We start from the raw sequence: 13,193 nt of genomic DNA, 5'->3' as shown, positions 1-13,193 counted from the left end.
CCTGTGATCCAATCCACCACCATGATCGCCATTTCTTTTTTGCCATGTCGCTTGACCTGCTGACCCTCTTGGCCGTGCGGCTGGGGGTGGACTTTTTGATTGCCATGGCTTTCCTCGGCCTCATGCGCCGCTACCCCGGCATTGGCGGGCCGGGTTGGTGGTCCCTGTCGGCGGTGCTGACGATGGTGGGCTCCATCGGGCTCTGGCTGCGGGTGGACGCACACGGCCTGTTTTCCATTGGGGTGGCCAACACGGTCATGTGCGCCGGGGCGGCCTGTGTCTGGCTGGGTATACGCAGCTACCTGGGGCTGGTCAGGCCGCTGGGCTGGGTGGTGACGGGTCTGGTGGGCTTGCTGGGGGCCAATGTTTGGCTCTTTAGCGTGTGGGACTCGGTGGGTGCGCGCCAGGTGCTGATTTCGCTCACGGTCATCGTGGTGGGCATGCTGGCTGTGCGGGATATCGCCCGCAACGACCCGCAGCGCCGGGTGCCCGAGCTGCAGGCCTTGAAGATCGTGATTGCGCTGGAGTGCACCGTGTTCACGGTCTTGGGTTTTTTGGTCGTGTTCATGGCCATGCGCTCGCCAGGCCCGTCGCTGACGCTCGTGGCGCCCGGGTTTTTGTTTGCCTTTTTGCTGACCAAGCTGCTGCGCGCGGTGCTGCTGAGCGCCTTGGTGGCGTACCGCTTGCGGCGCGACGGCGACCAGGCCCGCCAAGTGCTGCAGATCCGCGAAGCCGATTCCCGCGCCCTGGTGGAAAACCTCAGCGCCGGTGTGATGGTGTTTCGGCCCGACAGCACGCTGTCTCACGTCAACGGTGCAGCGCGCCGCTTTCTGGGCTGGGGCGAAGGTGGCGCCAACCCCGCATTGCCCGAACCCATTGGTTCGCGCTGGACCATGCTGGCTGAAAACGGCCAAGCCATGCGCCGCCACGACATGCCGTTCGAGCGGGTGCTGGCCACTGGCCAACCAGTGCGCGACGTGGTGATGGGCATTTCGGTGGGCGCGGGTGCGCCTGTGCGCTGGGCGCTGTGCAACGCCCACCCTGAAAACGATGCCCAAGGTGGCTTGCGGCACGTGGTGCTCACGTTTGTGGACATTTCTTCCCTGCGCTCCGCCCAGGATCAGCAAAAAACTTTGCAAAGCCAGCTGGCGCAGTCGCAAAAAATGGAAGCCCTCGGCACACTGGCCGGCGGTGTGGCCCACGATTTCAACAACATTCTGGCCGCCATTTTGGGCAACGCCGATCTGGCCCGCCAAGACCTGCAGCCCGATGCGCCCGCCCGCGAAAGCCTGCACGAGATCAGCACAGCTGCCCGGCGCGGGCGCGAACTGGTGCGGCAGATTCTGGCCTTCAGCCGCCAGCAGCCCATGGTGCGCCAGCCGGTGCAGGTGGCCGACGTGGTGGCCGAGTCGTGCAGCCTGTTGCGTGCGGCTTTGCCACCGCAGGTGGAGCTGTTGCAGTGCTGTGCAGCGGGTATGGGTCCGGTCATGGCCGACGCCACCCAGCTGGGGCAGGTGTTGCTCAACCTGGGCACCAACGCCGTGTATGCGCTGCAAGGCCGACCTGGGCGCATTGAGTTTCGGGTCGATGCACTGGCCCCCGGTCACGCGGCACTGCCCGCCCAACTCGCCCGAAAACTGGTCGAACAGGGCCAGGGCGCCGTGCGCATTCAGGTGCTGGACAACGGCAGCGGTATGAGCGAGGCTATACGCAACCGCATTTTTGAACCGTTTTTCACCACCAAGCCCATGGGCAGCGGCACCGGCTTGGGATTGCCGGTGGTGCTGGGCATTGTGGAGTCGCTGGGCGGTGCCATCGAGGTCCAAAGCGCGTTGGGCCAGGGCACCACATTTGCGCTGTTTTTCCCAGTGGTGGACACACCGCTGGACGACAGCCCCGCCGCAGCTGCGGACATCGCGCCAGCGGTTCCCGGCACAATCGCCCCGAGCCCCCCTTTTCACGCACCCGCCCATTTGGAGAGCAGCACCATGGCCGATGCCCCGACGACGGAGTCGCGACACATTCTTTACCTGGACGACGACGATACCCTGGTTTTCTTGGTGCGCCGCCTGCTGGAGCGCCGCGGCTACCGCGTTACCACCTTTACCGATCAGGCCGCGGCGATTGACGCGGTGCGCGCCGACCCGCAGGCGTTTGACCTGCTGCTGACCGACTACAACATGCCGGGCATGTCGGGTCTGGAGGTGGCCAAGGCCGTGCTCGTTCTCAGTCCGGCACTGCCCGTGGCCATGGCATCTGGTTACATCACCGACGAACTGCATGCCCAGGCGCTGGCTGCTGGCGTGCGCGAAGTGGTGTTCAAGACCGACGCGGTGGAAGCCTTTTGCGAGGTGGTGGCACGGCTGGCGAGGTGAGAAACCACCTGAGCGGCGGTTTCGATGTCGGCCCGGTTGGGCCGTTGGCGGCAGAGTCGAGTGGGTCAGAAGGCTGATCGCAGCGTGCGCGGGCCCCGCGGCGTGTCGAGCAGCGCGGTGAGTTCGGCAGGGCCTTGCTCCACTGCTGGGGTGTCCAGCCCAAGGGTGTCGAGCGCGTGCTGGAGCTGAGACGCGTCCGGGTGGCTGAGGGTGAAGCTGCGCAGCGCAATGCCGCAGGCGGGCATGGCCTCGGCCGGGTGCGTGTCGCCCCACTGAATCAGCGTGGGCAGCGCGCCCCCAAACAAGCGCTGGCCGTCGTCGCGCACGCTGATGCGCCATTGCAGCAGGCCCTGCGGGGTGGGGCGCGAGGCCGCCAGTACCAGGCCGCGATCGATGCCGAGCGTGTTCAGTTGCCGGGTCGCTGCGGCCAGGTCGGGCACGCTGGCCACCCAGTGCACCAGCTGCGGGCCTTGCTGCGCCAGCCGTGCCTGCAGGGCCGGGTCGTCCAGATCGAACCAGCGTCGCAGCCCGGCCGCGCGCGTGGGCTTGGCCTGCGGGTTGATGGCGATGATTTCCAGGTAGGCGCGCGGGGCGCCTGGGCTGTGCAGCCGCAGCAGCCGGTTGTGGGTGCCGAACAGCGCGTGCTCACCACCGGGCCCGGGCACCACGCCCAGCGTGGCTTCGCACCAGGCCACGCCTTCTGCCAGGGTGCGCGCGGCCACCACGAGGTGGTCCAGCTGGGTCTGCGGCGCGTTCACAGGCGCACCATGCCGTCGATGCAGGTCACGCTGGCCCCGCCAACCCACACCGTGCCGCTGGCGTCGCGCTCAATGAACACCCGGCCTTCGCGCGCCATCGCCGTGCCTTGCGCGGCCACGTAGCGCTCGGGCGCCAGGCCGGCACCGATCAGCCACTGCGCCAGCGCGGCGTTCAGGCTCCCGGTCACCGGGTCTTCGCACAGGCCGTTGTTGCCAGGGAAAAAGGCGCGCACTTCAAACGCCGTTTCGCACCCTGCCGGGTGCGGGCCCACCACGCCAATGTCCAGCCCGGCCAGCGTCGCGGCGTCGGGCTTGAGGGCCAGCACCTGTTCGGCGCTGCGCAGCATCACGCCGCGCCAGTTGGGTCCGTTGTCGCACCAGCTGTGCGCCACGATGTCGCCGCGCGCCACACCCAGACCGCGCGCGATCAGCGCCACGTCGGCTTCGGGTAGCGGGCCGCTCTGGATCAGCGGTGGCGCGGCAAACGCCAGGCGCTGGCCGTCGCGGCGCAGCCGCACCAGACCCACGCCACATTCCTGCACCACGTGTTCGGCCTGCGGCACGCCGCCCGCTTCCAGCCACGCATGGCCGGTGCCCAGGGTGGGATGGCCGGCAAACGGCAGTTCGCGCCCAGGGCAAAAAATGCGCACGCGGTAGTCGGCCCCGTTGGCCAGGCCTTCCGCCGTCGGCGGCAGCACAAAGGTGCACTCCGACAGGTTGGTCCAATTGGTGAAGTGCTGCATGGCCTCGGTGCTGAGACCGCTGCCGTCGAGCACCACTGCGAGTGGGTTGCCGCGGTAGGGCGTGGCGGTGAACACGTCCACCTGGCTGAAGGGTCTGGGCAAGGGGATCATTCAGTTGCTCCGTGTTCGAAGGGGAAGGCGTTGGGCTTAGCCCATGCGGATGGCTCGGGCCAGCGCCGCAATGCCGGTGCGGATCTGCTCCACATTGGCCGTGACAAAGCTCAGGCGCAGCGTGCGCGGGTCGGCGTGGTCGGCGTAAAACGCGCTGCCGGGCACAAAGGCCACGTTGTGCTCCACCGCCTTGGGCAGAAGCTCGATGGCGTTCATGCCCTCGGGCAGGCGGACCCACAGGAACATGCCACCGTCGGGCTCGTTCCATTGCACGTCCAAGCCCGCCATTTCGGTCTTCAGGGCGTCCAGCATGGCGTGGCACTGGCGCTTGTACAGCGCGCGGATGGTGGGAATGTGGCGGTCCAGAAAACCGTCTTGGATCACCTCGGCCACCACGCGCTGGTTGAAGCTGGGGCTGTGCAGGTCGGCCGCCTGCTTGGCTTGCAGCAGCTTGGGGTACACGCTGGCCGGCGCCACCAGAAAGCCCAGCCGCAAGCCCGGCGCGAGGATCTTGGAGAACGAGCCCAGGTAAATGCAGCCGTCCGGATTGAGCGCGGTCAGCGGTGTGGGCGGGGGCTGGTCAAACCACAGGTCGCCATAGGGGTTGTCTTCCACCAGCGGCAGTCCAAGCCGGGCTGCGGCGTCTACCAGCGCCTGGCGCCGGGCCAGGTCCATGCTGCGCCCGGTCGGGTTCTGAAAGTTGGGCAACACATACAGAAAACGCGGCGCAGCTTGCGGGTTGGTCACCGGGTCCAGGTCCAGCGTGAGCAAGCGGCGGCGCTCCAGGCTGTCGGGGTGGTCAGCGCCTGCGCCCAGCTGTTCCAGCAGCGCGGCCACGTCCACCCCGCCGTCGTCGCTGGCCACGCCTTCAATCACCGGTTCCATGGGCGCAAACGCCTGCAACGCGCCGAGGTAGGTGGGCGTTTCCACCAGCACGCGGCTGCCCGCGTCGATCAGCACCTTGCCCACCAGGTCCAGCCCTTGCTGGCTGCCGGTGGTGATGAGCACCTGCGCCGGGTCCACCGCCCAGGGCAGGCTGGCCGCCACCCATTCGCGCAGCGGCGCAAAGCCCTCGCTGGCGGCATATTGCAGCGCGGCGCGCCCGCTCTCCAGGCCCTGGCCGTGCAGCACCCGCTCGCAGGCCTCAGCAAACGCGTCTACCGGAAAGGTTTCGGTGGACGGCAAGCCGCCCGCAAAACTGATGATGCCGGGCTTCTCGGTCACCTTCAGAATCTCGCGAATCACCGACGGGTTCATTTTGTGGGCGCGCTGGGCCAGGGTCCAGGGGCTGTGGCTCATGGAGCTTCCTTGTGGGGTTTGGGTGTGGATGAAGTGGCGGGCGCGGCCATGCGCCGCCCCATGAACACGGTGGCCACCACGGCGAGCGCAAAGCCCAGCGTGGTGAGGTCCAGCGATTCTCCCAGCAGCGGCACAGCGGCCACGATGCTGACGAAGGGCTGTAACAGCTGCAGTTGGCTCACGCGCAGCGCGCCGCCCAGCGCCAGGCCGCGAAACCAGGCAAAGAAACCGGCCCACATGGAGAACACGCCCACGTAGACCAGCGCCAGCCAGGCCGAGGTGTTCACCGCTTGCTCGGGCCAGGTCAGCAGCGCGCCGGGCACGGTGATGGGCAGCGCCATCACACACACCCAGCTGATCACGCGCTCGGCGCCCAGCGCCGGCGTGACCTTGGCGCCCGCCACATAGCCCACCGAAGCCGCCAGCACGGCGCCCACCAGCAGCAGGTCGGCCCAGGCCAGTCCAAAACCGTGGCCTTGTTGCAGAGCGCGCAACACGCTGTAGGCCGCCACCAAAGCGCTGCCCAGCCCGGCAAACAGCCAGAACCCCAGGCGCGCGCGCTGGTGCAGCAGCCAGGCCGCCGCGGCTGCGGTGGCCAAGGGCAGCAAAGCGGTGATGACGGCGGCGTGGCTGGCGGTGACATAGCGCAGCGCCCAGCCCAGCAGCAGCGGGTAGCCAATGGCGTTGCCCAGCAGCGAGAGCGCCAGCGGCTTGCGGTGCTGCGCCGCAGGCAGTGGCGAGCGCGTGGCCAGCAGGTAGACGACGGACAGGGCCCCAGCCAGCGCCGCGCGGCCCCAGGTGACAAACCAGGGTGAAAGCTGTGGCGCCTCAGCGGTACCGGTGGCCAAGCGCGTCATGGGCAAGGTGAGCGCAAACACCACCACGCCCACCAGGCCCAGCCACAGGCCCAGGGTCTGGTCGCGCTGGTCTTGCGCGGCCGCCAAGCTCACGCCGGTGGTCATCGCGGGCCTCCGGTGGTATTCGTCAGTCCCAGCCCGGTGCTCAGCATCCAGACGGCGGTGAGCACCAGCGCCAGTGCCATGCAGCGGTTGAACACCAACAGCCGCCCGCCGGTGGGCTGCCCGTCCACCACCGGTCCGGCCAGCCAGTGCCGCAGCAGCGAGCCCACCGTGGCGTAGGTCAGGTTGCTGAAAAACGCGTAGGCCAGCAACACCGGCAGCACCTGCACGAAGCGCTCGGCCGCGTCGGGCCGACCAGCCACCCAGCCGGCCACGATGGACAGCGCCAGCATCCAGGCCTTGATATTCAAAAACTGCAGCATCACGCCCTGGGTGAAGGTGACGTTGAGCCGCGCAGCGTTGACTGCGCTCAGGCTGCGGCTGCCCGACAAGCGCCAGGCGAGCCACAGCAAATAGCCCACGCCGCCCAGCAAAATGCTCCAGCGCAGCAGCGGCAGCGCCACCACCAGGGCGCCCACGCCACCCGCGCACAGCGCAAACAGCAGGCCCCAGCCCACCGGCACCGCGCACACAAAGCGCAGCGCGCGGCGCAGCCCGAAGTTGGCTGCGAGCGCGGTGGACAGCGTGGTGTTGGGCCCGGGCGTGAAGCTGGTGGCCGTGGCCAGCACCAGCAGCGCACTGAATTCGGCGGCGTTCATGCCGAGCCTTGCAGGGGCGTCGCTTCGACGGTGGAAAAAGCTTGTGTGTGCATGCCGCACACTTTATCCTTTCAAACCATACACAAGCCATACAGTTCAGGGGTTCAGTTCACAAACTGTGTGAGCTGCTTCGCTCATACACCCGGAGCACCAAACCATGTTCACCGACGCCGACACGATCCCACCTGACGCCTTGGCCAGCGCGCCCGCCCTGACCCGCACCGCCGCGCAGACGCTGGCCGAACAGCTGGCGTCCCGCTTTGCAGACCGCATTCGAGACCGTCTGCTGGCGCCCGGTGCACGCTTGCCCAGCGTGCGCCAATGCGCGGCCCAGCACGGCCTGAACCCGTCCACCGTGGTGGCTGCCTACGACCTGCTGCTGGCGCAAGGCCTGGTGCTGGCGCAGCGCAACCGGGGCTTTTTTGTGCGCGATCGTGCGCCGCTGCGCGAGCGTCCGGCCGCTCGGTCCGACGCGCCCGCCGCCGCAGGCGCAGCCGACACGCCCACGCGCATGGCAGCGCCCGTGAACGCCGCCGCACTCATTCGGGGCATGTTTCACCCGGCGGGCTCGCGGCCGCAGCCGGGCATGGGTGCCTTTCCGCCCGACTGGATGGCCTCCACCTTTTTGCAGGCCGCAGTGCGCCGCGTCACCACGCCGCAGGCGCTGGCCGACAGTTCCCTGCGCTACGGCGAGCCGCTTGGCGATGGCCATTTGCGCCGTGTTCTGGCCGACCGGCTGCAGGGCATGGGGCTGCCGGTGGGGCCGCAGCAGATCATCACCTCGGTGGGCGCCACCCACGCGCTGGACATTGTCAGCCGCACGCTGCTGAAGCCGGGCGATTGCGTGATGGTGGAGGAGCCCGGCTGGGCGGTCGAATTTGCCCGGCTTGCCGCCATGGGCATGCGCATACTGCCGGTGCCACGCGGCCCCGCCGGGCCCGACCTGGCGGTGATGGCGCGCTACTGCGAAGCGCATGCGCCCAAGCTGTTTGTGAGCGTGAGTGTGTTGCACAACCCGACCGGCTACAGCCTGTCGCCGGCCAGCGCACACCGCGTGTTGCAGCTGGCCCAGCAGCACGACTTTTACGTGGTGGAAGACGACACGTACGGCCACATTGCGCCCGAGCACGCCACCCGCATGAGTGTGCTCGACGGCTTGCAGCGCACCATCTACGTGAGCGGCTTCGCCAAGATCCTGGCGCCCAACTGGCGCGTGGGCTATCTGGCAGCCCCCGCCGAATGGGTGGAGCGCCTGCTGGACACCAAGCTGCTGACCACGCTCACCACGCCCAGTTTGCTGGAGCGCGCGCTGGCGCATTGCATCGAGCAAGGCCAGCTGCGCCGCCATGCCGAGCGCATCCGCACCCGGCTCGACTTGGCGCGCACCCGCAGCACGCGCCTGGCGCAGGCGGCGGGCTGTCGGTTCGTGTCAGAGCCAGCGGGCCTGTTTGGCTGGGTGGACACGGGGGTCGATACCGAAGCCTTGTCGCAGCGCATGCTCGATGAGGGTTACCTGATTGCGCCCGGGGCGCTGTTTCACGCAGCCCGCGCGCCCAGCACACTCATGCGCATCAACTTTGCGACCACGCAAGACGCTGCTTTCTGGTCGGTGTTCAGCCAGCGGGTGGCTGCGCCCTGAGCTGCAGCCCGTGTTCGGTGGGGGTGCGTTGTCACCCGCAAGGGCGTCGGCTTGGACTCCAAAACTGTTTTTGTAGACCCGGCGCCCGCGCGTGCAGCCCTTCGGACAAGAGCCGTGTTCCGGTTCAGTGCTGCGTGTTCGAGGCTGGGGTGTCAAACAGATCGTGCCCCGCTTCGGCCAGCAGCTTGCCCAACGCCTGGTCAATCTGCTGTGCTTCGATCTGCATCAAAGGCAGGACGCGTTCAAACAACGGCCAGTCCCCTGAGCGCGCCGCCAGCTCCAGGCCCTTGGCCAGCCGAGCACCCCGCTCGGCCGTCATGCTGCCCAGCGAGCCTTTGAGGCCATGGGCGTGCGCCACCGCCGCCGCCGTGTCCCTGGCCACCAGTGCCCGCTGCATTGCTGCTTGGCGCTGCGCCAGGTCGCTGCGCATGGCCATGGCCAGTTGTTTCAGCGTGGCCTCGTCGCCATCTAGCCGGCGCCGCAGCTTGTCCACGTCAATGGCCTCGGGTGACGCCGTGGCGCGCACAGGTTCTGCTGCGGGTGCTGCCGCTGCAAGCAATATTGCCGGTGCGCCCGCCAAGGGCGTTGTGGGTGCCGGGGATCGCCCGGCAGGACGCTTCAGCACGCGGTCCATTTCAGCCATCAGGGCTTGCGGGCTCACGGGCTTCGGCGCGTAGCCGTCCATGCCCGCGGCCAGACATTGCTCGCGGTCGCCACTCATGGCGTTGGCGGTCACCGCCACGATGGGCGTGCGGTTGTAGCGGCGGCGTGTTTCCAGTTCCCGAATCTTCTGCGTCGCTTCCAGGCCGCTCATGCCGGGCATCTGCACATCCATCAAAATCAGTTCCACACCGCCCTGTTCCCACAAAGCCACAGCTTGCGCACCACCACGCGCCACGCGCACCGTGCAGCCCAGGCGCAGCAGCAGCTGGCGCATCATCAGCTCGTTCACCGGGTTGTCTTCGGCCAGCAGCACCACCAGGCCGGCATAGCGCGGGCCGGCCTGCGCCACTTCGCGCAGCTCCATGTGCCCACTGAGCGGGCCATCACCGGTGGACGTGGGTGCCAGGCGAAGCGGCAGGATCAGTGCAAACGTGCTGCCCTGACCGAGTTCGCTGGCCAGACGTATCTCGCCCCCCATCAGGCGCGCCAGGCGCGCGCAAATGGCCAGGCCCAGCCCGCTGCCGCCAAAACGCCGTGCGGTCGAGGCGTCGGCCTGGGTGAAAGCGTCAAAAATGCCGGCTTGGTGCTTTTTCGCAATGCCCACCCCACTGTCCTGCACCTGCAGTTGCAGGCTGGCCGGCTGCCCCGCTGCAGCCGGCACCACGGTGGCTCGCACCGCGATGTGGCCCCCACGCGGCGTGAACTTCAAGGCGTTCGACATCAGATTGCCCAGCACCTGGCGCAAGCGCCCCGGGTCGCCCATCACGGCCTGCGGCAAATCGGGCGCCAACACCAATTGCCAGGTCAGTGGTTTGTTGCGGGCCTGTTCGGCGTAAGGCCCCACGGCCTCTTCAATGGTCTGACGCAGGTTGAATCGCACGTTCTCCACGTCGAGCTTGCCAGCCTCAATGCGCGACAGATCCAGAATGTCGTTGAGCAGGGCAAGCAGGGCGTGTGCCGAACTGTCCATCAGGTTCAGCCAGCTCGCCTGCTCCACGTTGAGCGGCGAGTCCATCAACATGCGGGTCAGGCCCATGAGCGCATTCAGGGGGGTGCGCACCTCATGGCTGATGTTGGCCAGAAATTCGCTTTTGGCCCGGCTGGCCTGCTCGGCCAGTTCGCGCGCACGGTTGCTGTCATGCTGCGCCTGTTGGCGTTCGCTGATGTCGGCCAGCGTGCCCATCAGCCGCAGCGGTTTGCCCCGGCTGTCGTGCTCTGCCACGATCGCGTGGCTCTCAATCCAGAGCCAGCCGCCGGGCGTTCGAGTGCGGTGTTGAATCACCGCGCGCTGTGTTGCCCCACTCAGCAGCGCCGCCTGGTGTGCCTGCATGGCGACAGCGTCGTCCGGGTGTACGCGGGCTGCCAGGTCGCCCACGTCCCAGTAGGCATCCATGACAATGTCGCCCACCATTTCACCCCACCGGGCGGTCAAAAATACCTGCTTCGCGGGCAGTTGCCAGTCCCACAGTGCAAGACCGGCAGCGTCCACGGCCAGTTGCAGCCGGTCGCGCGTCTCGTCCAGCGCCTCTTCGGCCAGCAGCCGGCTGTTCGACTCCCGGTGTACCGAGCTGCGCAACCGGTCGAGCTCGGCATTTTGCCGATCCAGCTCGGCCATCAGCTGCTGCGTGCGCTCGCGCTCTTGCCGAAGCTCGTTCAAAGAGCGCTGTAGATCCTGTGCAAGGCGGTCGGGCGTCATGGGGCTCGGTTGAGATCGTTCCTTGCGGGATAGGCAATAGGCGCTGGAGGTCAGCTGCCGCCCAAGGCTTCCCAGCGTTCCATGGCTTGCAGCCATTCCCCTTCTATGTCGGCATGTCGGGCGCCAAGTTGAGCCGCACGGGCTGCATCGGCCGCATACAGCTGCCCATTGTTGAGCTGCTGGTTGATCTCGGCCTGCTCGGCTTCCAGCTGGGCAATGCGCGCTGGCAGCGCGTCGTATTCACGTTGCTCCTTGTAGCTCAGCTTCTTTTTGGTCACTGGCACGGGTGCTGCGGCAGCGTTGCTGGCAACTTGTGCCGTGTTGGCGGTTTTGCTGGCGGGTGCGTTGCCGGCGGCGCTTCTCTCACGCTGCATCGCTTCTGAACGGGCCGATTGCGTCAGCCAGTCTTGCACGTCACCCACATACTCGCGCCAGCGGCCCTCCCCCTCGCAAACGATCGTGCTGGTCACCACGTTGTCCAGGAAGCGGCGGTCGTGGCTGACCAGGAACACCGTGCCCTCGTATTGCTGCAACAGGTCTTCCAGCAGCTCGAGCGTGTCAATGTCCAGATCGTTGGTGGGCTCGTCCAGCACCAGCACGTTGGCCGGGCGAGCAAACAGCCGCGCCAGCAGCAACCGGTTGCGCTCGCCACCTGAAAGTGTGCGCACCGGCGCATTGGCCCGGGCAGGCGAAAACAGGAAGTCGCTCAGGTAGCTCTTCACATGGGTGCGCTTGTTGCCAATCTCGATCCACTCACTACCGGGGCTGATGAAGTCTTCCAGCGTGGCGTCCAGGTCAATCTGGTCGCGCATCTGGTCAAAATACGCCACGTTTTGTTTGCTGCCCAGGCGCACCGTGCCGCTATCGGGGGCGAGTTCACCCAGAATGATCTTCAGCAAGGTCGTCTTGCCCGCGCCGTTGGGCCCTATCAAGCCAATCTTGTCGCCGCGCAAAATGGTGGCAGAAAAGTCCTTGATCACCGAGCGCAGCCCACCGTCTGCCGTCGCGTAAGACTTGGTTACCTTCTCCAGTTCCGCCACGATCTTGCCGCTGGCACTGCCGCTGGCCACTTCCAGCTTCACGCTGCCCAGTGCATCGCGGCGCTGCGCACGTTGTGCCCGCAGCGCCTCCAGCCGGGTAATGCGCCCTTGCGCTCGCGTACGCCGCGCTTCCACGCCCTTGCGAATCCACACCTCTTCCTGGGCCAGCAGCTTGTCGGCCCGGGCGCTGATCACGGCTTCCTGCGCCATCTGCTCCTCCTTGAGCAGCTGGTACTGGGCAAAATTGCCTGGATAGCTCAGAAGCCGGCCGCGGTCCAGTTCAATCATCCGTGTCGCCACGCGGTCCAGAAAGGCCCGGTCGTGGCTGATGGTCACCACGCTGCCTTTGTATTCGAGCAGCAGGTCTTCAAGCCAGGTGATGCTGTCCAGATCCAGGTGGTTGGTAGGCTCGTCCAGCAGCAGCACGTCAGGCCGACTCACCAGCGCCTGCGCCAGCGCAACCCGCTTCTTGTTGCCGCCCGAAAGGGAGCCCACCTTCACATCACCCTCAAGGTGCAACCGGTGTAGCGTCTCTTCCACCCGCTGCTCCCAGTTCCAGGCATCGAGGGCCTCAATGCGGTTCTGCAAGTCGTCCAGGTCCAGCCCGTCATCGCCACTTAAATAGAGATCTCGTGCCGCACGGGCATCGGCCAAGCCCACACTGGCCGCCTCAAACACCGTGTTCTCCAGATCTAATATGGGCTCTTGGGGAACATAAGCCACACGCAAGCCCGTCTGCACCTGCACCGTGCCGTCGTCGGGCTTCTCCAGCCCAGCCAAAATCTTGAGCATCGACGACTTGCCCGTACCGTTGCGTCCAATCAAGCCCACACGCTCCTGGCTTTCCAGTGCAAAGTCGGTATGGTCTAGCAGCGCCACATGCCCAAAGGCCAGTTGCGCGTTCTGAAGGGTGATGAGTGCCATGCAATTGCCAAAGTAAAGTTGCCCGGATTATCCCCGCCACCCAAAATCACCACCGACACCGCGATGTTCACCTAAGGCTAGGTCTCACCAGGGACGGGCCGTAGCTTGGCTTGGCAGTACGGCCCCACTGGGCACACCCGCCAGGTGGAGACGGGAGCACCTTCGCCACCATACCGAGCAGAGCGGTGCGCGGGAGAGCCAGAAAGGGCGTGGCGTCGCATAGATGCCCGATCAGGTATGGACCATGCAGCCAGCGTTTTCACAAAAACTTTGCATTCATGTTGACCGAGGGCGAAAAACCGGTATATACTGCAAGGCTTCGCTGAT

At 66.7% G+C, this 13,193-nt stretch carries 9 protein-coding genes; 2 read left to right on the top strand and 7 right to left on the bottom strand.

Going from position 1 to position 13,193, the window contains the following annotated elements:
* Positions 1-44 precede the first annotated feature (44 nt).
* Complete coding sequence (locus tag ACTG4K_RS17900; protein ID WP_439115582.1) at positions 45-2,375, top strand: hybrid sensor histidine kinase/response regulator; 2,331 nt, start codon at positions 45-47, stop codon at positions 2,373-2,375.
* Between the two features lie 65 nt (positions 2,376-2,440).
* On the opposite strand, the gene ACTG4K_RS17895 is transcribed toward ACTG4K_RS17900, so the two are convergent.
* From ACTG4K_RS17895 to ACTG4K_RS17875, 5 genes are read right to left on the bottom strand one after another with little or no spacing between them, the layout of a single operon-like run.
* Positions 2,441-3,133, bottom strand: coding sequence for a VOC family protein (locus tag ACTG4K_RS17895; protein ID WP_439115581.1), 693 nt, complete (start codon positions 3,131-3,133; stop codon positions 2,441-2,443).
* Positions 3,130-3,987, bottom strand: a complete 858-nt coding sequence (locus ACTG4K_RS17890; RefSeq protein ID WP_439115580.1) for a PhzF family phenazine biosynthesis protein — start codon at positions 3,985-3,987, stop codon at positions 3,130-3,132. The genes ACTG4K_RS17895 and ACTG4K_RS17890 overlap by 4 nt, the downstream gene beginning before the upstream one ends.
* A 36-nt stretch (positions 3,988-4,023) precedes the next feature.
* On the bottom strand, positions 4,024-5,286 hold the full coding sequence (locus ACTG4K_RS17885) for a PLP-dependent aminotransferase family protein (protein WP_439115579.1): 1,263 nt from the start codon (positions 5,284-5,286) through the stop codon (positions 4,024-4,026).
* The gene (locus tag ACTG4K_RS17880; RefSeq protein WP_439115578.1) at positions 5,283-6,248 is read right to left on the bottom strand and encodes a DMT family transporter; all 966 of its coding nucleotides are present in this window, start codon (positions 6,246-6,248) and stop codon (positions 5,283-5,285) included. The genes ACTG4K_RS17885 and ACTG4K_RS17880 overlap by 4 nt, the downstream gene beginning before the upstream one ends.
* Complete coding sequence (locus ACTG4K_RS17875; RefSeq protein ID WP_439115577.1) at positions 6,245-6,904, bottom strand: LysE family translocator; 660 nt, start codon at positions 6,902-6,904, stop codon at positions 6,245-6,247. Before ACTG4K_RS17875 ends, ACTG4K_RS17880 begins: the two co-directional genes overlap by 4 nt.
* Positions 6,905-7,061: 157 nt before the next feature.
* Here ACTG4K_RS17875 and ACTG4K_RS17870 point away from each other — a divergent pair, with 157 nt between their 5' ends.
* A complete protein-coding gene (locus tag ACTG4K_RS17870; protein WP_439115576.1) occupies positions 7,062-8,543 on the top strand; it encodes a PLP-dependent aminotransferase family protein in 1,482 nt (493 codons plus the stop codon).
* Between the two features lie 124 nt (positions 8,544-8,667).
* Here the strand turns inward: ACTG4K_RS17870 and ACTG4K_RS17865 are convergent, their stop codons facing one another.
* Entirely contained in the window at positions 8,668-10,902 is a 2,235-nt protein-coding gene (locus ACTG4K_RS17865) for an ATP-binding protein (RefSeq protein WP_439115575.1), read from the bottom strand.
* A gap of 50 nt (positions 10,903-10,952) precedes the next feature.
* Positions 10,953-12,866: an ATP-binding cassette domain-containing protein gene (locus ACTG4K_RS17860; protein ID WP_439115574.1), complete on the bottom strand. Its 1,914-nt coding sequence runs from the start codon at positions 12,864-12,866 to the stop codon at positions 10,953-10,955.
* Positions 12,867-13,193: the final 327 nt, after the last annotated feature.

It is taken from the genome of Hydrogenophaga sp., assembly GCF_965657535.1.
Lineage (GTDB): Bacteria > Pseudomonadota > Gammaproteobacteria > Burkholderiales > Burkholderiaceae_C > Hydrogenophaga.
Note: the sequence above shows the minus strand (reverse complement) of the source record. Positions and strands in the feature narration are given on the sequence as shown.

Coding starts and splice junctions, on each gene's coding strand:
- ACTG4K_RS17880 (WP_439115578.1), bottom strand. CDS start 6,248: ATGACCACCGGCGTGAGCTTGGCGGCCGCGCAAGACCAGCGCGACCAG.
- ACTG4K_RS17900 (WP_439115582.1), top strand. CDS start 45: ATGTCGCTTGACCTGCTGACCCTCTTGGCCGTGCGGCTGGGGGTGGAC.
- ACTG4K_RS17860 (WP_439115574.1), bottom strand. CDS start 12,866: ATGGCACTCATCACCCTTCAGAACGCGCAACTGGCCTTTGGGCATGTG.
- ACTG4K_RS17865 (WP_439115575.1), bottom strand. CDS start 10,902: ATGACGCCCGACCGCCTTGCACAGGATCTACAGCGCTCTTTGAACGAG.
- ACTG4K_RS17890 (WP_439115580.1), bottom strand. CDS start 3,987: ATGATCCCCTTGCCCAGACCCTTCAGCCAGGTGGACGTGTTCACCGCC.
- ACTG4K_RS17885 (WP_439115579.1), bottom strand. CDS start 5,286: ATGAGCCACAGCCCCTGGACCCTGGCCCAGCGCGCCCACAAAATGAAC.
- ACTG4K_RS17870 (WP_439115576.1), top strand. CDS start 7,062: ATGTTCACCGACGCCGACACGATCCCACCTGACGCCTTGGCCAGCGCG.
- ACTG4K_RS17875 (WP_439115577.1), bottom strand. CDS start 6,904: ATGAACGCCGCCGAATTCAGTGCGCTGCTGGTGCTGGCCACGGCCACC.